General features: G+C 69.5%; 23 protein-coding genes and 1 tRNA gene. 13 read left to right on the plus strand and 11 right to left on the minus strand.

The features are described 5' to 3' along the window. Nucleotides 1–110 precede the first annotated feature (110 nt). A complete protein-coding gene (locus AC1DVZ_RS11855) occupies nt 111–479 on the plus strand; it encodes a DsrE family protein (protein WP_477618397.1) in 369 nt (122 codons plus the stop codon). A gap of 148 nt (nt 480–627) precedes the next feature. Here the strand turns inward: AC1DVZ_RS11855 and AC1DVZ_RS11860 are convergent, their stop codons facing one another. Both AC1DVZ_RS11860 and AC1DVZ_RS11865 read right to left on the minus strand, forming a co-directional pair. Continuing rightward, nucleotides 628–1,482 carry a hypothetical protein gene (locus AC1DVZ_RS11860; protein WP_477618398.1) on the minus strand — a complete coding sequence of 285 codons (855 nt, stop codon included), beginning with the start codon at nt 1,480–1,482 and terminating at the stop codon, nt 628–630. A gap of 16 nt (nt 1,483–1,498) precedes the next feature. Then, the gene (locus AC1DVZ_RS11865) at nt 1,499–1,819 is read right to left on the minus strand and encodes a MoaD/ThiS family protein (RefSeq protein WP_477618399.1); all 321 of its coding nucleotides are present in this window, start codon (nt 1,817–1,819) and stop codon (nt 1,499–1,501) included. A 109-nt stretch (nt 1,820–1,928) separates the two neighbouring features. On the opposite strand from AC1DVZ_RS11865, the gene AC1DVZ_RS11870 reads away from it, so the two are divergent. After that, a complete protein-coding gene (locus tag AC1DVZ_RS11870) occupies nt 1,929–2,633 on the plus strand; it encodes a winged helix-turn-helix transcriptional regulator (RefSeq protein WP_477618400.1) in 705 nt (234 codons plus the stop codon). A gap of 137 nt (nt 2,634–2,770) precedes the next feature. On the opposite strand, the gene AC1DVZ_RS11875 is transcribed toward AC1DVZ_RS11870, so the two are convergent. Further along, complete coding sequence (locus AC1DVZ_RS11875) at nt 2,771–4,678, minus strand: bifunctional metallophosphatase/5'-nucleotidase (protein ID WP_477618401.1); 1,908 nt, start codon at nt 4,676–4,678, stop codon at nt 2,771–2,773. A gap of 90 nt (nt 4,679–4,768) precedes the next feature. Here AC1DVZ_RS11875 and mshD point away from each other — a divergent pair, with 90 nt between their 5' ends. From mshD to pstB, 7 genes are all read left to right on the plus strand, one after another. Further along, complete coding sequence (gene mshD / locus AC1DVZ_RS11880; protein WP_477618402.1) at nt 4,769–5,806, plus strand: mycothiol synthase; 1,038 nt, start codon at nt 4,769–4,771, stop codon at nt 5,804–5,806. Further along, nucleotides 5,803–8,064, plus strand: coding sequence for an RNA degradosome polyphosphate kinase (locus AC1DVZ_RS11885; protein ID WP_477618404.1), 2,262 nt, complete (start codon nt 5,803–5,805; stop codon nt 8,062–8,064). Before mshD ends, AC1DVZ_RS11885 begins: the two co-directional genes overlap by 4 nt. Beyond that, nucleotides 8,061–9,029 carry an NUDIX hydrolase gene (locus AC1DVZ_RS11890; protein ID WP_477618405.1) on the plus strand — a complete coding sequence of 323 codons (969 nt, stop codon included), beginning with the start codon at nt 8,061–8,063 and terminating at the stop codon, nt 9,027–9,029. Before AC1DVZ_RS11885 ends, AC1DVZ_RS11890 begins: the two co-directional genes overlap by 4 nt. A gap of 266 nt (nt 9,030–9,295) precedes the next feature. Then, the gene (pstS, locus tag AC1DVZ_RS11895) at nt 9,296–10,420 is read left to right on the plus strand and encodes a phosphate ABC transporter substrate-binding protein PstS (protein ID WP_477618406.1); all 1,125 of its coding nucleotides are present in this window, start codon (nt 9,296–9,298) and stop codon (nt 10,418–10,420) included. Nucleotides 10,421–10,568: 148 nt separating this feature from the next. Beyond that, nucleotides 10,569–11,582: a phosphate ABC transporter permease subunit PstC gene (pstC, locus tag AC1DVZ_RS11900; RefSeq protein ID WP_477618407.1), complete on the plus strand. Its 1,014-nt coding sequence runs from the start codon at nt 10,569–10,571 to the stop codon at nt 11,580–11,582. Further along, complete coding sequence (gene pstA, locus AC1DVZ_RS11905) at nt 11,579–12,499, plus strand: phosphate ABC transporter permease PstA (RefSeq protein ID WP_477618408.1); 921 nt, start codon at nt 11,579–11,581, stop codon at nt 12,497–12,499. Before pstC ends, pstA begins: the two co-directional genes overlap by 4 nt. Nucleotides 12,500–12,572: 73 nt before the next feature. Beyond that, nucleotides 12,573–13,349 carry a phosphate ABC transporter ATP-binding protein PstB gene (pstB, locus tag AC1DVZ_RS11910; protein ID WP_477618409.1) on the plus strand — a complete coding sequence of 259 codons (777 nt, stop codon included), beginning with the start codon at nt 12,573–12,575 and terminating at the stop codon, nt 13,347–13,349. Between the two features lie 149 nt (nt 13,350–13,498). Here the strand turns inward: pstB and AC1DVZ_RS11915 are convergent, their stop codons facing one another. From AC1DVZ_RS11915 to AC1DVZ_RS11930, 4 genes are all read right to left on the minus strand, one after another. Next, nucleotides 13,499–14,440 (minus strand): hypothetical protein, encoded by a 942-nt coding sequence (locus AC1DVZ_RS11915; protein ID WP_477618410.1) that lies wholly within the window; start codon nt 14,438–14,440, stop codon nt 13,499–13,501. A 453-nt stretch (nt 14,441–14,893) separates the two neighbouring features. After that, nucleotides 14,894–15,886, minus strand: a complete 993-nt coding sequence (locus AC1DVZ_RS11920) for an inorganic phosphate transporter (protein WP_477618411.1) — start codon at nt 15,884–15,886, stop codon at nt 14,894–14,896. An 8-nt stretch (nt 15,887–15,894) separates the two neighbouring features. Beyond that, nucleotides 15,895–16,521 carry a DUF47 domain-containing protein gene (locus AC1DVZ_RS11925; RefSeq protein ID WP_477618412.1) on the minus strand — a complete coding sequence of 209 codons (627 nt, stop codon included), beginning with the start codon at nt 16,519–16,521 and terminating at the stop codon, nt 15,895–15,897. 116 nt (nt 16,522–16,637) lie between these two features. Next, a complete protein-coding gene (locus tag AC1DVZ_RS11930; protein WP_477618413.1) occupies nt 16,638–16,856 on the minus strand; it encodes a hypothetical protein in 219 nt (72 codons plus the stop codon). A gap of 143 nt (nt 16,857–16,999) precedes the next feature. Here AC1DVZ_RS11930 and AC1DVZ_RS11935 point away from each other — a divergent pair, with 143 nt between their 5' ends. Beyond that, entirely contained in the window at nt 17,000–17,194 is a 195-nt protein-coding gene (locus tag AC1DVZ_RS11935; protein WP_477618414.1) for a hypothetical protein, read from the plus strand. 228 nt (nt 17,195–17,422) lie between these two features. On the opposite strand, the gene AC1DVZ_RS11940 is transcribed toward AC1DVZ_RS11935, so the two are convergent. After that, a complete protein-coding gene (locus AC1DVZ_RS11940; protein WP_477618415.1) occupies nt 17,423–18,070 on the minus strand; it encodes a hypothetical protein in 648 nt (215 codons plus the stop codon). Between the two features lie 99 nt (nt 18,071–18,169). After that, nucleotides 18,170–18,514, minus strand: a complete 345-nt coding sequence (locus AC1DVZ_RS11945) for a TFIIB-type zinc ribbon-containing protein (RefSeq protein WP_477618416.1) — start codon at nt 18,512–18,514, stop codon at nt 18,170–18,172. A gap of 110 nt (nt 18,515–18,624) precedes the next feature. On the opposite strand from AC1DVZ_RS11945, the gene AC1DVZ_RS11950 reads away from it, so the two are divergent. Continuing rightward, nucleotides 18,625–19,011, plus strand: a complete 387-nt coding sequence (locus AC1DVZ_RS11950; protein WP_477618417.1) for a hypothetical protein — start codon at nt 18,625–18,627, stop codon at nt 19,009–19,011. A gap of 100 nt (nt 19,012–19,111) precedes the next feature. After that, nucleotides 19,112–19,184, plus strand: a tRNA-Lys gene (locus AC1DVZ_RS11955). 69 nt (nt 19,185–19,253) lie between these two features. Here the strand turns inward: AC1DVZ_RS11955 and AC1DVZ_RS11960 are convergent. Together AC1DVZ_RS11960 and AC1DVZ_RS11965 are read right to left on the minus strand one after the other, a co-directional pair. After that, the gene (locus AC1DVZ_RS11960) at nt 19,254–21,107 is read right to left on the minus strand and encodes a hypothetical protein (protein WP_477618418.1); all 1,854 of its coding nucleotides are present in this window, start codon (nt 21,105–21,107) and stop codon (nt 19,254–19,256) included. 234 nt (nt 21,108–21,341) lie between these two features. After that, complete coding sequence (locus tag AC1DVZ_RS11965) at nt 21,342–21,572, minus strand: hypothetical protein (RefSeq protein ID WP_477618419.1); 231 nt, start codon at nt 21,570–21,572, stop codon at nt 21,342–21,344. 164 nt (nt 21,573–21,736) lie between these two features. Between AC1DVZ_RS11965 and AC1DVZ_RS11970 the strand changes: the two genes are divergently transcribed. Continuing rightward, entirely contained in the window at nt 21,737–22,048 is a 312-nt protein-coding gene (locus tag AC1DVZ_RS11970; RefSeq protein ID WP_477618432.1) for an ArsR/SmtB family transcription factor, read from the plus strand. Nucleotides 22,049–22,089: the final 41 nt, after the last annotated feature.

Below are 22,089 nucleotides of genomic sequence, written 5' to 3' on the forward strand. Positions count from 1 at the left end.
TTGACCAGGCGGTAGACGACGAACCCCGCGAACCAGGTGATCACCACGGCCGTGAGGACGAGCAGGGAGATGTAGAACGTGTGCACGCGCCAGATCGTAGCCTGTGGACCATGACAGACCCGCGCACGCTCGTCATCAAGGTCACCTGTGGCACCGAGTCGCTCGAACGCCTCAACCAGGCCTTCACGGTCGCCGCCACCGCGGTGGCGAGCGGCGTGGGGGTCAGCCTGTGGCTCACGGGGGAGGCCTCGTGGATGGGCGTGCCGGGGCGGGCGGAGACGGTCGAGCTGGCCCACGCGGCCGCGCTGGCGGACCTGCGCGACGCCGTGGTGGCCGCCGGGACGGTCACCGTGTGCGGCCAGTGCGCGGCGCGGCGTGACCTCAGCGAGGCCGATCTCGTGCCCGGTGTGGTGATCCGGGGCGCGGCGGCGTTCGTCGAGGAGGTCACCGCGCCGGGAGCCCAGGCCCTCGTCTACTGACCGCAGCCGGGCGTGCGGCCCCCGAGCCACCGCGTCGGTATGCCGCGTGCCCCCTCCCCGACTTCTGGCCACCTGTGCGGCACGAACCCCCGGATCCGCGCCCGGCAAGCGGCACCCGTGGCCAGAAGTGCCGGGTTGGCGGGCGGGGTCAGGAGACGAAGTAGCGGACCACCACGTAGGCGACCACGCCGACGAGCAGGGAGGACGCGGCAGCCACGGCGAGCTGGGCCCGTGGCATGGCCGTCGCCGGCAGCGGGGCGAGCACCCGGCGCGCCGCGTGCGAGATGGCGGCGGCGAGCAGGCCGAGCAGGGCTGCCGGACCCGGCATCGGGTCACCCGCAACCAGGGAGACGATGACCGCTGCCCCGCCCCCGAGCAGCATGGCGATGAACAGCGCCCACTGGCGCAGTCGGGCGATCGAGACGCAGGGATCGGCGAGCGCGCCCACCCCCAGCCCGGCCATCGCTGCCGCGAGGGCCGACTCACCCGCCATGGCGTGAGGGATCGGGGCGAGCGCGGTGCCCGCCGAGATGATCGCCAGTCCCGAGATCGTGGCGGCCACCGACTCGGTCAGGCGCGGGCGGCCGTCACGGCGCATCAGCTGGTGCAGGAAGGCGACGATGACCGCGACGGCGAGCGCGGCCGGCATCCACTCGAGGTACGGGTCGTGGCGCGTCAGCAGGGCGGTCCCCGTCATGAGCAGCGTGCCGATGGCCAACACGGCGCTCGTGCCTCGCGGGCTCGGCAGGCTGAGCAGCAGCGGCCAGCCCCAGGCCAGCACCAACCCGGCCAGCGCCACCGCGAGCGCGACGAACGACGGGCTCGCGTAGCCGGTCAGTGCCACCAGCGCGGCAAAGGCCACGGTCGCGGCGATCGACAGCGGTCGTGGGAGCAGGGCTCGTCGCGGTAGGGCGGGCGGGGCGGTCTGGGCATGCGCTCGACGCTCGCGCCGGGTCAGCGGGACGGCAGGGTTGTTGGGCGCCTGCTCGGGGACGTCGGACACAAGGGGCATCCTCGCATCACCCCCCGGCGAAGGGAGGTAGTACCTCCAGCACCGAGCCGTCCGGGAGTGGGTCGTCGCGGTGCGCCGCCCGGCCGTCGAGGAGCAGCGTGCTGACTGCCGTCACAGCCGCCAGTCCCGGGTGGAGCGCATCGACCGCCGCCACGGCCTCGGCGACGGTGGCGCAGTCACGCACGAGGTCGGTCTCGGCGCCGGCCGCAGCCCGGGCGCCGGCCCAGTAGCGGACCGTGGCAGCGCGGACCGTGGCAGCGCGGACCGTGGCGGTGCCACCCTCGGCCGAGCCGACGGTGACCGTCCCGGCATCGTCGTCACGCGGCATACCCACGCTCCTCTCCTGCGACTCTTCTCGCGAGCTCTCTCGTGAGACAAGGGTCTCACCATGTGTGCAGAGGCCCGCCGGGGGGCCTTCGCCCGTATCCTTTCAAGGCATGGCCCGTCTGTTGCTGCTGACGAACGCCTTGGCCCCCAGCGCCGAGGTGCTTCCGGCACTGGGCCTGCTCACCCACCACGTGCGCATCATCCCCGCCGAGCCGACCGCGCTGGTCGACGCCCCGCCGTGCGATGCCGTCCTGCTGGACGCCCGCCGCGACCTGGCGGTGGCGCGCTCACTGTGCCGCGTCCTGCGCGCCACCGGGATGTCAGTGCCTCTCATCGCCATCCTCACCGAGGGCGGTCTGGCGGGCATCACGGCCGAGTGGGGCGTCGACGAGGTCCTGCTGGAGTCCGCCGGCCCGGCCGAGGTCGAGGCGCGGCTCCGGCTCGCGGCAGGCCGCCTCGTGGACACGCAGGAACCCGAGGACGTCCAGATCACCTCGGGCGAGGTCACGATCGACGAGGCGACCTACTCCGCACGCGTCCGCGGACGGTTGCTCGACCTGACCTACAAGGAGTTCGAGCTCCTCAAGTACCTCGCCCAGCACCCGGGGCGTGTCTTCAGCCGGGCCCAGCTGCTCCAGGAGGTCTGGGGCTACGACTACTACGGGGGCACCCGCACCGTGGACGTCCACATCCGCCGCCTGCGGGCCAAGCTGGGCTCCGAGCACGAGGTGCTCATCGGCACGGTGCGCAACGTCGGTTACCGCTTCGTCCCGGCCGAGGACGTCCCCCGCGAAGACGCGCACGCCGACGCCTGAAATCCGTTGCGCTGCAACGCTTCGCGCGACCAGCCCAGCTCCGCACTCCAGGTCCACCAACGAGGGCGCCCCTCCCGTTCCCGGGAGGGGCGCCTTCGTCGTGCGGTATGCCGCGTTGCCGCGTCAGTGCCCGGTGCTCAGTTCTTCGTGATCCGGGCGTCCGCGACCGGGCTGTAGGGCGAGTGCGCCTGCAGGTAGTTCGCGAAGGCGTCGATGTCGAGGCCTCCGAAGAACCTGCCGGTGCCGACCCGGAAGCCGGGGAGGCCGTCGCCACCGTCTGCGACGAAGTTGTTCGTCACGACGCGGTAGGTGGCCGTGTCACTGAGCGCGACACCACCGACGGTCACGGGTCCGAGAACTCGCCCGGCGGGGGTGTCGCTGTAGCTGTAGGCGAAGCCCGCCGACACCTGCAGGATGACCGGCCTGGCGACCGTGTTGGGCGAGGTCGTCGCACCGCCACCCCACTGCTCGCGCAGGATCTCCTTGATCTGTGCGCCCGTGAGCGACAACGACACGAGGTAGTTGTTGAACGGCTGCACCTGGAAGGCCTCGTCGTACGTCACCTCACCGGGCGCCTCGTTCCACGACTTGTTGGCGTAGGTGAGGTTGGTGCGGATGCCGCCCGGGTTCATGAAGGCGATGACCGGAGGCTGGCCGCCGGTGATGGTCGACGGGTCGGCCAGCTGGGCGTCGGCGATGAGGTCTCCGAGCTTCGACTCGCCAGCGGAGCTGGCAGACGTGGTGATGTCGGTGCTGATGGTGCCCAGGACCTTGCTCGCGATCGGGGCGATGAGGGTCTTGTAGTCGGCGATGATCTTGGTCTCGGCCGCGTCCTTGAGGGCCGGGTCACGGGTGACGATGACGTTGCTGCCCGCCACCGAGCTGCGCACGATGTCCTGGGTGCGACGGTCGAAGGTCAGCGTCGTCTCGGTCACGAGGCGGCCGAACGAGGACGCGGACGTCACGAGGCGCGGCTGCCCTGCCGGGTCGGGGATGCTGCAGACGTACGGCGTGTGGGTGTGGCCGCTGACGATCATGTCGATCTGCGGCGACAGCGCCTTCGCGATCGGGATGATCGGGCTCGCGCTGGTGTTGGGGTTCAGCCCCGTGCTGGTGCCCGTCGGGCAGGCCGAGTCGAACTTGTTCTCCAGGCCGCTGGCCGGGTTGGTGTGGGGCCCGCCGGGGTAGGTCGCGGTCCGCAGCGGGACGCCGCCCTGGTGGATGAGGACGACGATCGCCTTGACCCCCTCCGCCTCGAGCTGGGGCACCAACGCGTTCGCGGTGTCCACCTCGTCGGTGAACTCCAGACCTTCGATGCCGGACGCGGTCACGATGTTCGGCGTGTCCTTGAGCGTCATGCCGATGAAGCCGATCTTGGCTCCCTTGAAGTTCTTGACCCAGGTGGCCGGCAGGATCGTCTCGCCGGTCGCCTTGTAGCGGACGTTGGCCGCGAGGATCGGGAAGTCCGCCCCCGCGAAGCCCTTGCCGCCGGGGCAGGAGTCCTGGTTGGCGGCACCGGCGCCGTCATCGAGGCAGCCACCGTTGGCCAGGCGCTGAAGCTCCTTGTAGCCCTCGTCGAACTCGTGGTTGCCCACGGCCGTGACGTCGAGCCCGAGGCTGTTCATGGCCTCGATGCTCGGCTCGTCGTGGAACGCGGCCGACAGGAGGGGGGACGCGCCCACGATGTCGCCCGCTGCCACGGTCGCGGTGTAGGGGTGTCCCTGACGCAGGGCCTTGAGGTGTCCCGCGAGGTACTCGACTCCACCGGCGTTCACCGTCGTCGGCGTCACCGCGTAGGTGGTCACCCCCGTGTTCGGGTTGGTGCTCGACGTCTCGTTGTAGGTGTCCGACGTGATGATCCGGCCACCCGAACCCGACGGGGGCTCGAGGTTGCCGTGGAAGTCGTTGAACGACAGCAGCTGGATGTCGATGGTCGGCCCGTTGGGAGCAGCGGACGTGCTGCCTCCCGTGAAGGCCGCACCGGTGGCCGCGAGGGCGGCCACGGCCACGACGCTGGATAGGCGTCGGGTGCGGGATGAGGTCATTGTGCGTCCTTGTGCGGGAGGAGAAACCGGCGGTAGCCGGACCTGTGCACGCTAACCGCGGATCCGCGGTTAGGGAAGATGCATGGTGCAATGCTTTCCGTGCCGATATCTCCTGTCCGCCCCACCGACACCTTGACGTCGGGCGAAGCCGACGAGGTGCGTGACCTGCAGATACGCGCCACCGCGGCCGACGGCGTCGCTCCGCTGTCGGAACAGTCGCTGTTGTCCCTCGCCTCCCCGGGCGGCCGGGTCCGCCACCTGCTCGGGTATGCCGGGCAGCAGCTCGCGGGGTACGCCCAGCTCGAGTCCGCCACAGGGGGCGACGCCAGTGGGGCCGACGCCACAGGTGGCGGCGCCACAGCGGCCGAGGCCTCCGGCGAGCTGGTGGTCGACCCCGAGTTCCGGCGACAGGGAATCGGCCGGGCCCTGGTGGACGCGGCCCTGGAGGCGGCCCCCGAGGCCCGGCTGTGGGCCCACGGCCAGCTGCCGGCCGCCCGCGCCCTTGCTGCCAGCGCCGGGCTGACGGCCGTCCGCGAGCTGCACAAGATGGCCCGACCGCTCACCGAGGCAGACCTCGACCCGGCGGCGAGCGCCCTGCCGCCGGGTTTCACGGCACGGTCCTTCGAGCCCGGCCGCGACGAGCAGGACTGGCTGGCGACCAACGCGGCGGCCTTCGCCCACCACCCGGAACAGGGACGCCTGACGCTGGCCGACCTCCGCGAGCGGATGGCCCTGCCGTGGTTCGACCCGGCCGGCTTCATCCTCGTCGAGGCCGACGACACCACGAGGGACCCATCCGCAGGGGCGGTCGCAGCCTTCCACTGGACCAAGGTCGATCCGGACGAGCGCTCGTCCGTGGACCCGGCCCGACCGGCAGGTGAGGTGTACGTGGTCGGGGTGCACCCGGCATACCAGGGACGAGGGCTGGGGCGGCCGGTCACGGCGCTGGGGCTGGCCCACCTCGCCGGGCTAGGACTCCCCGAAGTCGTCCTCTACGTCGACGGCGACAACCACGCGGCGATACGCACCTACACGGGGCTGGGATTTCGCAGCATCATGGTCGACGTGATGTATTCGCGCGCTGTTCAGCCGACGCGTTCACCCGGCACTGTCAGGATGACGCCATGAGTGTGACGACCCGTCCCACGGACGAACCCGAGATCTTCGACGGCGACGAGGCCGGCCACGAGGTGTCGATCGCGAGTGCGCAGCCGCGGGCGTCCAACGGGCGCTTCATGCGGGTCGTCCACGCCGCCGGGGGCCAGGACGACAGCGGCCTGCCGGCCGACCGGTTCCTCGACCGCGAGATCTCGTGGCTGCAGTTCAACGAGCGCGTCCTGCAGCTGGCCGCCGACGAGGCGGTGCCGTTGCTGGAGCGCGCGCGCTTCCTCGCGATCTTCACCTCGAACCTCGACGAGTTCTTCATGGTCCGGGTCGCCGGGCTCAAGCGACGCATCGCCACGGGCCTGGCCGTGCGCTCCGCCTCCGGTCTCGAGCCGCGTGAGGTCCTCGAGCAGATCTCGCTCGTCGCGCACGAGCTGCAGGCGATGCAGACCCTCGTCTACAAGGACAAGGTGCAGCCCGCCCTCGAGGAGGAGGGCATCTCGATCGTCCGGTGGGACGAGCTGAGCGAGACCGAGCGGACGCTGCACTCGACCCTGTTCACCGAGCGCGTCTTCCCTGTGCTGACCCCGTTGGCGGTCGACCCGGCCCACCCCTTCCCCTACATCTCGGGACTGTCGCTGAACCTCGCGGTGGTGCTCATCAACCCCAAGACGGGCAAGGAGCACTTCGCCCGCGTCAAGGTGCCGCCACTGCTGCCGCGGCTGCTCCACATCGAGCCCGAGGCCGGCGAGCCGTCGACGTCTGACCTGTTCAGGACCCGGTTCGTGCCGCTCGAGGACGTCATCGCCGCGCACCTCGACATGCTCTTCCCCGGCATGGAGGTGCGGGAGCACTTCACCTTCCGCGTCACGCGCAACGAGGACCTCGAGGTCGAGGAGGACGACGCCGAGAACCTCCTCACCGCCCTGGAGAAGGAGCTGACCCGTCGCCGGTTCGGTCCGCCGGTCCGGCTCGAGGTGGACGAGACCATCGACGACCACGTGCTCGACATGCTGGTGCGCGAGCTCAGTGTCACCGACAACGAGGTCTACCGGCTGCCCGCTCCCCTCGACCTGCGCGGGCTCAACCTCGTCGCGGACCTCGAGCGGTCCGACCTTCGCTACCCGCCGTTCCGTGGGCAGATGCACCCCGACCTCGCCCCCGCCGAGAGCTCCAAGCCGTCGGAGATCCTGCCGATCGTCCGCGACAAGGACGTGCTGCTGCAGCACCCCTATGACTCGTTCTCGACCTCGGTCCAGGCCTTCATCGAGCAGGCGGCGAACGACCCGAACGTGCTCGCCATCAAGCAGACCCTCTATCGCACCAGCGGCGACTCCCCCATCATCGACGCCCTCATCGACGCCGCCGAGTCCGGCAAGCAGGTGCTGGCCATCGTCGAGATCAAGGCGCGCTTCGACGAGAAGAACAACATCTCCTGGGCCCGCAAGCTCGAGCACGCCGGCGTCCACGTCGTCTACGGCATGGTCGGGCTCAAGACCCACGCGAAGCTCTGCATGGTGGTACGCCAGGAGCAGGACGGGAGCCTGCGGCGCTACTGCCACATCGGCACCGGCAACTACAACGGCAAGACCGCCCGCCTCTACGAGGACTTCGGCCTGCTGACCTCCGACCCGCAGGTGGGCGACGACCTGGCCCGCCTGTTCAACCAGCTCTCCGGCTTCGCACCCCGCAGCAAGTTCAAGCGGCTGCTGGTGGCACCGAGGTCCGTCCGGTCGGGGCTGCTCGAACGCATCGACGCCGAGATCGACCACGCCGAGGCCGGGCGAGGCGGGCTGGTCCAGCTCAAGCTCAACTCGATCGTCGACGAGCAGCTCATCGACGCGCTCTACCGCGCCTCGCAGGCCGGGGTGGACGTCGACATCTGGGTGCGCGGCATCTGCTCGCTGCGCCCCGGCGTGCCGGGGCTCTCGGAGACCATCACGGTGCACTCCGTCCTCGGGCGCTTCCTCGAGCACTCACGGGTGTTCCTGTTCGGCGGTGGGGGTGAGCCCGAGGTCTACATCGGCAGCGCCGACATGATGCACCGCAACCTCGACCGCAGGGTCGAGGCCCTCGTGCGCCTGGCCGACCCCAAGCACATCGCCGACCTCCAGTCGCTGATGGCTCGCGGCATGAGCGACACCTACGCCCACTGGAAGCTGACCGGCGACGGCCGGTGGACGCGGGTCAACTTCGACGAGGACGGCGAGCCACTGGCCGACCTGCAGAGCGCCATGATCGAGATGCACGCCAAGCGCCGCCGCAAGGCCCGTCGGCGTTGACGGCCCCGATCCCGGCGGCGGGCACCATCCCGTGGCGCCGCCGACGCGGTCAGCTCGAGGTCGCGCTGGTGCACCGACCGAAGTACGACGACTGGTCGTGGGCCAAGGGCAAGCTCGACCCGGGCGAGGAGTGGCCGGTCGCCGCCGTCCGCGAGACGCTCGAGGAGACCTCCCTGGCCGTCGGGCTGGGTCGGCCCCTGCCCGGCGCGGAGTACACCGTGCTGGACGCGACGGGTCAGCCCGCCACCAAGGAGGTCCGCTACTGGGCCGCCGAGGCCACCAGTCCCGCCGGGCCGTTGCAGAACGAGATCGACGAGGTGCGCTGGCTCGATGTCGTCACCGCCTCGGACCGCCTCGACTACGCCCGCGACCGTGACCAGCTGCGTGCGGTCGTGCGGGCCGACAACGTGGGGACCCTGACGACGTGGCCGCTGGCCCTGGTGCGCCACGCCCACGCGGTGGGCCGCGGCTCGTGGGCGAGGGACGACCAGCTGCGCCCGCTCGACGCGGCCGGGCAGGAACGCGCAGCGGCCATCGCACCGGTGCTCGCGGCATACGGCGTCAAGCGGTTGGTCAGCTCGCCCTCGGTGCGGTGCGCCGACACCCTGCGCCCCTTCGCGGCGCAGCTCGGAGCATCGATGCGGACCAAGGACGGCCTCAGCGAGGAGGGGTATGCCGCGGAGCCGGCTCGCGCCGTCCGGCACCTCGAGCGGCTGGTGGAGCGAGGCGCCCCGGCCGCGCTCTGCAGCCACGGACCGGTGCTCCCGGCGCTGCTGGGGTTGCTCCTCGCCCAGGTGGCTCCCGACGAGCCGGAGGCCGACCTGGTCGAGGGGGCGCTGCGGGCAGCGGCCCGCGACAAGATGGCGAAAGGAGAGGTCCTCGTCGCCCACCTCGTAGGCACCGGGGCGAGCGCCCGCGTGGTTGCCGTCGAACGCCATCTCCCGGCACACCACGCCCGCTCCTGACTCCTTCCCGAGCCCGCTCCTGGCCCCTCCCCGAGCCCACTCCTGACCTCCTCCCGGGCCCGTCACCGAGGCGCTCCTGACGCGCTCCTGACCTCTCGTTCATCCCCTGCATCCCGGGGGGTCGGTGGGATGACCTCGAATGTCTGACTGGTGTTCACCGTCCGTTCACCCTCCACGGGCCGCTGCGTCACTCGCCCTGCCTACCTTCGGGGCGTCGGGTACGAATGCCCGCCCCTGATTTTCCCCTGTGGAAAGGTTTGAACACCGTGAAGATTCAGCGTCTTGGCCTCGTGGCCAGCGTCGCCCTGGTCGGCTCGATCGCGCTGACCGCGTGCGGCTCCGACGACAACGCCGGCGGCGCCGGCGGTTCGTCGAGCACGAGCTCCAGCTCCGCCGCCGATGCCTGCCCCAAGAGCGGCACCCTGAACGGCGAGGGCTCCTCGGCACAGAAGAACGCCATCGAAGAGGCCATCTCGTCCTTCCAGGACGAGTGCGCCGGCACCACCATCAACTACAACCCGACCGGTTCCGGTGCGGGCATCAAGCAGTTCATCGCCGGCCAGGTCGACTTCGCCGGCTCCGACTCCGCGCTCAAGAAGGTCGAGAAGGACGGGGTCATCGAGGCCGACGCCGCGGCGAAGTTCTGTGGCTCCCCCGCCTGGAACCTGCCGATGGTGACCGGTCCCATCGCGGTCTCCTACAACGTCAAGGGCGTCGACAAGCTCGTCCTGACTCCCGAGGTCGCGGCCAACATCTTCAGCGGCAAGGTCACGACGTGGAACGACGCGTCGATCGCCAAGCTCAACGCCGGCGTGACCCTGCCGAGCGAGCCGATCAAGGTCTTCTTCCGCTCCGACGAGTCGGGCACGACCGAGAACTTCACCAAGTACCTCAAGGCCGCCGCCCCGGCTGCCTGGACCACCGAGCCCGGCAAGAAGTGGCTCGGCAAGGGTGAGGGCAAGGAGAAGTCCGCGGGTGTCGCCGGTGCCGTCAAGGCCACCGAGGGTGGCATCACGTACGCCGAGTGGTCCTACGCCAAGGACAACAACCTGGGCATCGCCCAGATCGACAACGGTGCCGGCCCGGTCGAGCTCAGCGGCGCGTCCGTTGGCAAGGCAGTCTCCGCTGCGAAGGCCGACGGCGAGGGCAACGACCTGCGCCTCAAGCTGGACTACGCCACCAAGGAGGCCGGGGCCTACCCGATCCTGCTGGTGACCTATGAGATCGTCTGCTCCAAGGGCAAGGATGCCGCCAAGACGGCCCTCACCAAGGCCTTCCTGACGCACTTCGCCTCCGCTGACACCCAGAAGTCCCTCGAGGAGATCGGCTACGCGCCGCTCCCCGACGAGGTCCGCACCAAGGTCGACGCCGCTATCGCGGCGCTGTCCTGACCCACCGGTATGCCGGGGGGCTGGCTGGTTGCCAGCTCCCCGGCATACCCGTTCTGATGGATGCATCGACATCTGGTCTGATGACTGGCACGAAGCACGCACCACCACGACCGCACGCACCACGACCACACGCACCGAGAGGCGCAACGTGAGCTCCGTAACCGGCGTTTCGATCGCTGACGAGCTGCCCGGACCCGACGGCCGACACACCCTGAGCGGCGATGGCGCCGGCACCGGACGGCTCGGCGACCGCCTGTTCGGCGGCGCGGCCAAGGGTGCCGGGATCTTCGTCATCGGCCTCGTGTCGCTGGTCGGGGCCTTCCTGCTCTGGCATGCCATCCCGGCGATCGCCGACGACAAGGTCAACTTCCTCACCTCGCGAGAGTGGTCGGTCGACAACGGATCGGACCTGCGGTTCGGGATCGTCGAGCTGCTGTGGACCACCATCGCCGTCTCCACCATCGGCATGGTCATCGCGGTCCCGGTCGGGGTGGCGGTGGCGCTGTTCATCACGCAGTACGCGCCGACGTGGCTCTCGCGCCCGGCGGCCAACCTCGTGGACCTGCTCGCAGCGGTGCCTTCGATCGTCTACGGCATCTGGGGCCTGAAGACGTTCGGCCCGGTGTTCGAGCCGGTCCAGAACTTCCTCAAGGACACCTTGGGCTGGTTCCCCCTCTTCTCCGACGCGGGCATCAGCGGCGGGAGCACGATCCTGTTCGTCGGCATCGTCCTGGCGATCATGGTGCTCCCGATCGTCACGGCGCTGTCGCGCGAGGTGTTCGCGCAGACGCCCGTCACCCACACCGAGGGCGCGCTCGCCCTCGGCGCGACCAAGTGGGAGATGATCCGCGTCGCGGTGCTGCCGTTCGGCAAGGCCGGAGTCATCTCGGCCGCCATGCTGGCTCTCGGCCGCGCGCTCGGCGAGACCATCGCCGTCACGATCATCCTCTCGACGCTGGCCGCCGGGACCGGCTGGACCTGGTCCCTGTTCAACGGTGGCGAGACCTTCGCGTCGCGCATCGCCAACAACGCCGGGGAGTTCGACTCCCCCGCCAAGACCGGCGCGTTCATCGCGGCCGGGCTGGTGCTGTTCGTGCTGACCTTCATCGTCAACGCGATCGCCCGCATCGTGATCGAGCGCAGGAAGGCGTTCATCGAATGAGCACCGTCGACACCGTGCGCCCCGACCAGGCCTCCAACGGCTCCACGATCCCAGCTCTGGGCCACCCGGCCAGAGGACGCGAGATCAGGGACCAGCTGGCGCGGGTCGTGATGTGGGGCGCGTTCCTGCTCGCCCTCGTACCCCTGCTGTGGATCCTGTGGACCGTCGTCAGCAAGGGCGCACACCTGCTCCTCGACGCGCAGTGGTGGACGAACTCGCAGAAGGGCATCACTGCTCGCCGCGAGGGTGGCGGCGCGGTCCACGCCATCCAGGGCACCCTCATCCAGGGCCTGACGACCGCCGCCATCTCGGTGCCGATCGGGGTGATGACCGCGATCTACCTCGTGGAGTACGGCCGCGGCCGGCTCGCGAAGGCCGTGTCCTTCATGGTCGACATCCTCACCGGTGTGCCCTCGATCGTCGCCGGCCTGTTCGTCTATGCGCTCTGGGTGACGACGTTCGGCTTCCAGCGGGTCGGCTTCGCGGTGTGTCTCGCGCTCGTGCTGCTGATGGTGCCGGTGGTCGTGCGCTCCACCGAGGAGATGCTCAAGCTGGTGCCGAACGAGCTCCGTGAGGCGGCGTACGCCCTGGGGGTGCCCAAGTGGAAGACCATCGTGCGGGTCGTCCTGCCGACCGCGTTCTCCGGCATCATCACTGGCGTCCTGCTGGGGCTGGCCCGCGTCATGGGTGAGACCGCACCGCTGCTGATCCTCGGGCCGTACTCGAAGTCGATCGCCACCGACCTGTTCGGCGGCCTGATGCCGACGCTCCCCACGATGATCAACCAGGACCGGACCGAGAGCCTGCAGCCCGCGGTCGACCGCGTCTGGGCTGCCGCGCTGACGCTCATCCTGCTGATCCTGCTCCTCAACCTTGCCGGGCGTGTCATCGCCCGCCTCGGCTCCGTCAAGAAGTAAGCCACCCGAAACTCCGCTCCGCGACCGTGCCGGCCACCCGGCATACTCGATCCGAAGGACGAAAGAACAGACCATGGCCAAGCGAATCGACGTCAGTGACCTGAACGTCTACTACGGCGCGTTCAAGGCCGTCGAAGGCGTCACGATGACGGTGGAACCACGCTCGGTGACCGCGTTCATCGGGCCGTCCGGCTGCGGGAAGTCGACCTTCCTGCGCACCCTGAACCGGATGCACGAGGTGATCCCCGGCGGTCGGGTCGAGGGCAAGGTCATGCTCGACGACCAGGACCTGTACGCGTCGGGCGTGGACCCGGTGGCGGTGCGTCGGACGGTCGGAATGGTGTTCCAGCGGCCGAACCCGTTCCCCACGATGTCGATCTACGACAACGTCGCGGCCGGGCTGCGGCTCAACGGCGTCCGCGGGAAGGCCAAGCTCGACGAGGTGGTCGAGAAGTCGCTGAACGGGGCCAACCTCTGGACCGAGGTCAAGGACCGGCTGGCCAAGCCCGGCGCGGGGTTGTCCGGTGGCCAGCAGCAGCGGCTGTGCATCGCCCGGGCGATCGCGGTCGAGCCCCAGGTGCTGCTGATGGACGAACCCTGCTCGGCGCTCGATCCCATCTCGACGCTGGCCATCGAGGACCTGATCTCGGAGCTCAAGAGCAAGTACACGATCGTGATCGTCACCCACAACATGCAGCAGGCGGCGCGGGTCTCCGACCAGACGGCCTTCTTCAACCTCGCGGCGACCGGCAAGCCCGGCAAGCTGGTCGAGGTCGCCGACACCCAGAAGATCTTCAACAACCCGGGTGTCAAGGCCACCGAGGACTACATCAGCGGCCGTTTCGGCTGACCCCAGCTCCTCGCCCACCCCCAGTTCGTCGCCCCGCCCCCAGTCCGGCCACCACCTCTCCCCGACTTCTGGCCACTCATGCCTCACAGAGTCGCCAGACCCGGGCCCCGGTGCCACACCAGCGGCCAGAAGTCGGGCGGGATCGCCCGTCAGGCCGCTGGGTACATGGCTGACGACTCGGCCGGAGGCCAGATCCACGGCTGCAGGGGATCGTCGTCGTTGCTGCGCCATAGGCACCTGATCGACTCAGGGCGAGCTCGACGCTGGGCAGCCGCCAGCGCTCGACACATGCCCTCTCCGTAGTCACGCAGATCAGCGGTACCCCATCGGGCGACGGCGAAGCCCAGGGACTCCAGGCCACGCTCGCGATCACGTTCGGCCAGGACGATCTCGGCGATCTGCTCCGCCGTCGCGTCATCCCCGTCGAAGTCCCCGAGGTACTTGCCGCGACCGTCGGCCTCGCCGATCACCCCGGCTCGTCGCCACAGGTGGTCGACCCTTCCAACGAAGACGCCGTCCATGTCGTGGATGCGGATCTGGCTGTCCGGGACCGAGTATCCGCGTCGATGAGCCACAGCCACCGACGCCGACTCGAGCCAGCTCTCCCTGCGTCCATCCACGAGCGCGAGCCCTTCCTCCGCGAGGCGGATGCCCGGCCAGCGCGACTGGAATGCCCGCATCGCCCGTAACTCGTCCACCTCGACCAGCTCTCCTCGGACTGCCGCGTCGGCGATCGCCAGTGCATCACGAAAGCGACTCTGCCTGAACGAGTCCACCACCGTCCTGGCGGGCGTGGTCATCACGACTCCGTCGTTCTTGGAGACGTGCTCCGCGGGCAGCTTCGCCTGCAGCACCCGGCGCCAGTCGTCGGGATAGCTGGTCCGCGACGACTCCCGCGCCGTGAGTGTCACCTTGCCCACGGGTCCCTGTGGTGTGGGGAGACCGTGGGCAAGCGCGGCGCTGACGTGGCTCACGACGGACTCGGGGATCGACGCCTGCGCCGCCCGTGCGAGGGCAACGTGCAGCTGGGTCGGGTCGAGCTGGAGCCAGGGTTCGCGCACGGCATACAACGACGGAGCGATCTTGATCACCTCACGCCTTCTCACGGCACCCGACAGGGCCGCGTGGCTCAGGCCCGCCGCTTGGGCCTCCTTCCACAGGAACGGCTGCGGAAGGTCGGCCCAGCATCTGGGATTCGTGGTTCGCATGGTCGAGATGCTGACCGGTCACGGCGCACCTGACGACGGGCGCGGCTCAGGCTGTGGATGGCGTATGCCGAGTGCCCGAGCCTGTGGACAGCCGCCGCCGCGAACGGCCTACCCGCTGTTGGACCCCGCCCCCAGCCCCCGACTTCTGGCCACCTGTGCGGCACCAGACCCGTCACACCCGGCTCACACCCGGCACCAGTGGCCCGAAGTGCGGGACTCCCCCGACTTCTGGCCACCTGTGCGGCACCAGACCCGTCACACCCGGCTCGCACCCGGCACCAGTGGCCAGAAGTGCGGGAAAGCCAGTGGCCAGAAGTGCGATAAAGCGGCGGCGGGTCAGACGAAGAGGTTGATCAGGAGGCAGCTGACGGCGGCCACGAGCCCGGCGCCCGGGAAGGTCAGGACCCACGCGCCGACGATGTTGCCGGCCACACCCCACCGCACGGCAGACAGCCGCTTGGTCGCACCGACGCCCATGATCGCCGAGGTGATCGTGTGGGTCGTCGAGATCGGGGCGCCGAACGCCATGCCCGCGACGTAGAGGATCGAGGCAGCTGTCGTCTCCGCGGCGAAACCCTGCGGGGGGTCGAGGTGGATGATCCGGCGGCCGAGGGTACGCATGATGCGCCACCCACCGGCATACGTGCCGAGGGAGATCACGATGGCGCTCATGAGCAGCACCCAGAGTGGAATGCCCTTGCCGTCGTAGTGGCCACCCACGGTCAACGCGAGGACGACGACACCGGCGGTCTTGGACGCGTCCTGCAGGCCGTGGCCGAAGGCCATCGCCGCGGCGGATGCGGTCTGCGCGTACCGGAAGCCCCGCGAGACTCGACCCGGGTGGGCTCGGCGGAACAGCCACATGATCGTGGTCATGACGACGTAGCCGAGCAGGATGCCCACGAGGGGCGAGGCGATCATCGGGATGATGACCTTGTGGAAGATGCCGGTCCACTTGACGTCGGCGCCGGCAGCCAGCGCGGCGCCACCCAGGCCGCCGATGAGCGCGTGGGACGAGGACGACGGCAGGCCGTACCACCAGGTCAGCAGGTTCCACCCGATGGCCCCGATCAGGGCGGCCGCACAGATCACCAGACCGGGGTTGCCCGAGGGCGCCTCGATGATGCCCTTGCCGACGGTGTCCGCGATCTTCTTGCCGAAGAACGCACCGAAGAGGTTGGCCACCGCGGCCATGAGCAGCGCAACGCGTGGCGTCAGTGCGCGCGTGGAGACCGAGGTCGCGATCGCGTTGGCCGCATCGTGAAAACCGTTGGTGTAGTTGAAGCCCATCGCCAGGGCGATGACGATTCCGATCGGAAGCCAGTCCATGGGGAGGCTCAGGACTCCTTGACCGCGATGCTCTCGACCTTGTGAGCCACCTTCTCGAACGCGTCAGCGGCGGCCTCGAGCTCCTCGACGACCTCCTTGAGCTTCATGATCGTGAGGGTGTCGGCACCGAAGTCGCCGTTGAACAGACCCGCGAGCAGACGGCGGTAGATCTGGTCGGCCTGGTTCTCGAGGCGGTTGATCTCGATCCAGTAGCCGGAGAGGTCCTTCATCGAGCGCAAACGCGGCATCGCGTCGGCCGTCAGCTCCGACATCCGGGAGAGGACCTCGACCTGGTCGGAGACGCCGGCCRGGAGGTCGCCGATGCGGTAGAGGACGATCAGGTCTACGGCAGCGTCCATCATGTCCATGCAGTCGTCCAGCGTGGACGCGAGACCGTGGATGTCCTCACGGTCGAACGGCGTGATGAACGAGCTGTTCACCTTGCGGATGATCTCGTGGGTCGCCTCGTCAGCGGCGTGCTCGATCTCCCGCATCTTCGTCGCGACGGCTTCGCGCTCGGCGTGTGGAACTCCGAGCAGCGTCGTCAGCTCACGCGAGCCGAGCACGAGGTAGGAAGCGGACTTGGCGAACAGATCGTAAAAACTGTTCTCCTGGGGGGTGAGGCGAAAGCCCACGGTTCTCTCCGGTCACGCAAGGGGGGATGGCCGTGGACGATGCTACGGGCAAGGGCACGAGAAAGCGCAACTGGGCGCATCCGATCGCGGGCAGGCAGCGGGTGCCGCGCCAGCGATCAGGCGTTCTGCCGCTTCCAGACCCGGTGCGCGGCGCTCGGCGTGTCCTCGGACGACGTCGGGTGCCCGCGCTCGATCCCGAGGGCCTTGTCGATCTCGTCCTCGGTGAGTGGCTCGTCGCTGGCAGTCGCGGCGACGACCAGGTCGCCCACCAGCTCGATCTCGTCCTGAAGCGCGTCGTCGGTCAGGTCAGCACCGGCGCGCGGTTCCTTGGTCATGGATGAAACGCTAACCGAGGCAAGGCCGAACGGCGCACCTAGTTTGCTATCTCTTGACCCGCGATGCCCCGGAACCACCCAGATGGGCCATACCGGACACCATCACGACTAGTCCCATCCGGCTATGCCTGATGATGGGTGCCATGTCCCCCGATGTCGGCGGTGCCCCTCCGGTCGAACCTCGCGATGTCGAGGACCGGGGTTCGTTCAGCCATGCCGTATGCCGCGTGTGCGGCTGGAGCGGCCCGGGTCGCCGTTCGCGTCGCGTCTCGCGCGAGGACTCACGGGTCCACCAGGGCGTCTGCCCGGGTGCCGGACCGCGGCCCCAGGACAGCTGAGCGACGGGGCGCGCACGCGGCATACCAAGGCTTGTGGAGCGGCCGGCAGAGGTGGCCGGGAGGTGAACATTTGTGCGTCGGGCCGGGAGCGCCTCACGGCGCGCGGCCGCTCGTAGCGGCTTCAGTTGGGACCCGGGGCTACCGCGGCCCGACGCACGTCCGACTGTAACCCCGGACCCTCGGGAGTTGTTCCACCTGCGGCGTGTTTACCGCGACGCAAGGGGCCGTTCAGGTGAGTTCGCCGGCACGCCACAGGCGGGCCCCGGCCTCGAGATCCTCGGCTGTCGAGAGCATCGACGCGGCCCGGCGGGTCTGCTGCGCGGCGGCCTCGCGGTCCTGGGCGTCGGTCGTGTCGGCGCGGTCGGCGCGGCCCGCGGCCACGACGCGACAGAACGCCGCAGCCCGTTGCAGCGCAACGGCGAAGTCGCCCGCGAAGACTCCGCGCAGGATCGCGTCGCTGAGCTCGCGGAGCTCGGCGGGGCCGGGCGGCTCGGCGACGCCGGCCACGGCATGGTTGACGTCGGTGAAGCGGATCCCGGCGGCGTAGTCGGCACTGGCCTCACCGGGGCTGCGCTGCACCCACTCGCGCAACGCGTAGAGCCGCCAGAGGGCACCCGGCAGGCTCCGCGCGGGGCGGTCAGCCCAGAGCTCGGCGACGGTGACCAGCCCGAGCTCGTCGACAAGGGCGACCAGGCGCGCCGTGAGGGCGGGGTCGTCGTTGGCGCGACCGGTGCCCACCAGGACCGCCGCCGTCTCGTGGGCGATCTCGGTGACCTGCGCGGGATCGGGGACCGTGCCGCCCTGCGCCTCCATCGCCGTGGGGCCGAAGAAGGCGGGGCGGCGCGGACCGGGTCGGCCGCTGGGCTCGTTTTTCATCGCGCCCAGTGTCTCAGGTGCGCCTGACCGTGGCCGCGCGAACGACCGGGTGCCACCTGACTGCGGTTCCGGCGGCGAGGGTGCAGGAGCGTGCCGCGCTCAGTCGAAGAGCTCGCTGAGGAACGACTTCTTGCGGTGCTGGCCGTAGCCGTGCTGCCCGCCGTAGGGCGCCTTCGACGTCGAGCGGTAGGGCGCCTGGTAGCCCTGGGCCGGCTGCTGCTGCCACGCACCCTGCTGCTGCGGGGGCTGCGGGACGGGCGGCTGCGGGGTCGGTGCTGCGGCCGCGGGTGGCTGGTGCCACGCGTTCTCCGCGGCGACGAGGGCCTCGAGCTCCCCGCGGTCGAGGAACAGGCCGCCACAACCCGTGCACTGGTCGACGTGGACCCGGTTGCGCTCGTAGCTGCGCATGTCGGAACCACACTTGGGACAGGTGAGGGTGCTCATGTCGGGCCAACGGCTCGCGGGGCGAGGGGGTTCCGGGCTGCGCACGATGCACGGGTGGGGTTCGTGTCAGGATCCCCCGATGCCTGGGCCGGATAGGACACAGTGGGCGGGTGCCCCCCGAGCTGCCGAGCCCCCGAGCTGGTCGTGTGGCCGGCACCGTCGTGTCGGCACTCGTGATTGCCGCAGGGGTGGCGGGTTTCGCGTTCTTCGGGTTCATGGCGTGGCTCGGGATGTGCGGGATCTCCGGGTGCTCGGGCGGAGGCTTCGGGCGGTCGACGGACCCAGCGGGAACCCGCCTGTCGATCCTGCTGGCCGCTGGCTGCCTGCTCGCCGCGCTGCTCGTGCGTGCAGCGCTCCTGCGGAGCCTGCGCACCGCCGGGTATGCCGTCGTGATCAGCCTCGTGGCGATGGTCGCGCTCGGCGGGGTGATCGGCTCGGACTGGCGCGGCTGTCCGCGGTCCATCTCCCACGAGACCTGTCTGGCCGAGAGCCGTTGAACGCCAGAGCCGTTGATCGTCGTCCCCAGAGGGTTGAACAGAGTGGGGACACTCGCTCGGCGTTGGCTACGCTGACCTGCGGCTCGCCAACAGGCAGCCAGGGCCTCTAGCTCAATGGTTAGAGCTGCGGACTTTTAATCCGTAGGTTGTGGGTTCGAGTCCCACGGGGCCCACCGTCCTCGTACGTGGTGCCGCCCGAAGTAATCGCGAACGGCACCACGCAAGGCACCGGATCGGGGTGGTCAGCTGTCGTCGCTGAAGCTGCCTCCATAGATGCTGGAGTTGCCGAAGTGCGGCGGGCACTGGTTGTTCGGGCCGGGCCGCAAGTCGGTCGAGTGGCTGGCGGGGAGCTCGGCTGCCTGTTCCTGGTCTTCCTTCTCGTCGCCGACGATCGGTGCAGTCGCGCCACCGGTCACGTCCTCGAAGAAGGCTTGCCGGTAGGCATTCATCGCCGGGCAGACAGCGCCGTCCCGCATGTCATTCCAGACACCCGCGGCGAAGTCCCGCGTGGCCACGACGTAGTTGTAGTCGCCCAGGAACTCCGAGGTCAGTCCGTTGGCGCTGGAGGCGCGACCATCGCCGATCGGCCCGCGGAGCAGCGTGGTCCAGCCGGAGATCACGCCGGTGCTGGCGCTGACCTCAGCGTGCCTGACCACCCCGAGCACACGTCGCGCGGAAGTCGTGTCGCTGCGCCACGGGTCGAGCCACGCGTTGTAGACCAGCCACACATCAGTGCCGTCAGGGGAGATCGCGATGGCCGGGAAGTTGGCCCGATCCCCTGCGTCGCTGACTGCCTGCGGTGTGCTGTAGGACTCGCCACCATTCGTCGAGGTGCTCACGAACGCCTTCTCCTGGTTCAGTCCAGCACGACTGTCAGCCCAGTTGAGCACGATCTGGTCCGTGGCGTCCTGCCCGGACGGAGACCCGTTCGCGATGTCGACGCTCGGGAAGTTGCTGGTCCGAGCTCCGGCGATCCCGTCGATGGTGAACCGACCCTGCACGGGGTCGAACTGTCCAAGACCGGCGACCCGAGCCACGACGCGTGGGCGTTCGAAGTTGACGCCACCGTCGAAGGAGCGTGCCTGGAAGAAGACGTCGCCCCGGGTGTTGATGTCGGTACCGGCCCACACCACGAACACCACCCCGTGGCTGTCCGTCCGGACGCCGCAGCCCTGTCGGCCTCCGGTCTGTCCGTTGTTTGTCGCCGCTGTCAGTTGCCGGGTACGCCACGTCGCTCCACCGTCGGTCGACCGGGCGAAGAGAACGGGCTCCGAGCCTGCGGTGCCCCGGAAGCCGACGTTGCAGACGTACACGTTGCCGAAGTGGGGACTCGACTCGGCGTTGTCGGCCCAGATCTGCTCCTTGTCGCTGAAGAGGGCGTTGTTCTGCTTCGTCACGATGACCGGGGCCATCCAGGCCGAGTTCTGACCGGCGATTGCGCCCGCGATGTTGTCGGTCCGCGAAACGGCGATGGCGGCGTCCCCACCGAAGGGCGCTGCGCCCGGGAACGGCGTGGCGATGTTGGCGTAGTAGAGGCGCTGACCGTTGGCCCACGAGAAGGAGCCGTTCGACGAGGGCCTCGGGCCGAAGACCAGCTCGGGGTCGCCATTGGAGACAAGGCCCAGCTCGACGTAGCCGGGCAAGGTCCCGATCGGGCCATTCGCCGAGGGGACACACCCCGTGTCGCCGGGTGGCGGCGTGCCTGCAGCGGTGTCGGGTGCCCCGAGACAGCTCGGCGCGACCCGTGCCGAATAGCCGGTGTAGGTCGGCTGGGTCCAGGTGCGCCCCGAGTCGGTGGAGAACTGGATGCCGGAGACCCCCACACCCGGGGTGAAGGGACAGGTGCGGTCGTCACCTGCGTTGCATGCCTCCAGGTCGATGTTGTCGTTCGCGCCGGCCGCCAGGATCGACGGGTTGACGGGGTTGACGGCAATGCCCGGCTCGTTCTGCTTGTTCTGGGAGAACAGGTTGTCATTGCTGCCGACGGTGACCTCGGTGGATCCACCGGGCGTGATCGGGGCCGCCTGTGCCAGCCCCGGCGTCAGTACTGCGATGGTGATCGCTGCGGTCAACGCGGCGATCCGTGTGATGCGCATGGCACTCCTAGGGTCGTGGAATCAGCCTGCGCGGCGCGCCCTCGACCCCACCACCCCGTGGACCCTGCCCATGGCTGGGGCGCACATGGGCGGTCGCCCTTGCATCGTGCGACGAGGATCCCGCGAACACAACCCCAACGATCCCGAATGCCGGCCGAATATTCCCGCCGATGCGCGTCCGACGGGGGCCTCGCGAAAGCCAACTGGCTCCTGAGCGCCTCTCGGCTTTGCGTATCAGGCGGGGCAGCAGACCGGCTGCGGGGCGCAGACGACGTTCGCGGCGGGCGCGGGGTTGGCGAGCAGGCGAACCTTCTCGCCGACCTGCGCCACCGCGGCCTGCCACTGAGCCAGTCTGCCGCGGGGACGAGCCCCACGAGCCTGCCTGACGAGCCGGTGCCGGTCTGCCTCCCGGAGCAGGTCCTGCCGGTGCGCTTCGGCCATCAGGTCGGACAGGTAAGGGTGCATGGCGGTTCTCCTTCCAATGGATAGATGAATGTCTATGTGCCGCCACCTTGCCATCGAACATCGTCGTCTGTCAATATAGATGCGTGTCTAATTCTGTGATCGAGTTGCCGCTGATCCAGCCCGACAGCGCGCTGGCCTGCTGTGCCCCGCTGGCCCGCGAGCCCATGACGACCGCCCAGGCCGAACAGGTCTCCGGGCTGCTCAAGGCCATCGCCGACCCGGTGCGGCTGCGCCTGATGTCCATGGTGCTGTCCCACGAGGGCGGTGAAGCCTGCGTCTGTGACCTCAACGACTCGTTCGACCTGTCGCAGCCGACGATCAGTCACCACCTCAAGGTGCTGCACGAGGCGGGTCTGCTCGACCGGGAGAAGCGTGGCGTGTGGGTGTACTACAAGGCCAAGCCCGAAGCGATGACAGCCATGACCAGCCTGTTCGCCACCGTCAACGGGCAACGCCCCAACTCCGAGAGCTCCTGACTCCGGACCACACACCCTCCCTTCCTGCGTTCGGTGCAGAC

This window comes from Pedococcus sp. P2_E5, assembly GCF_056403895.1.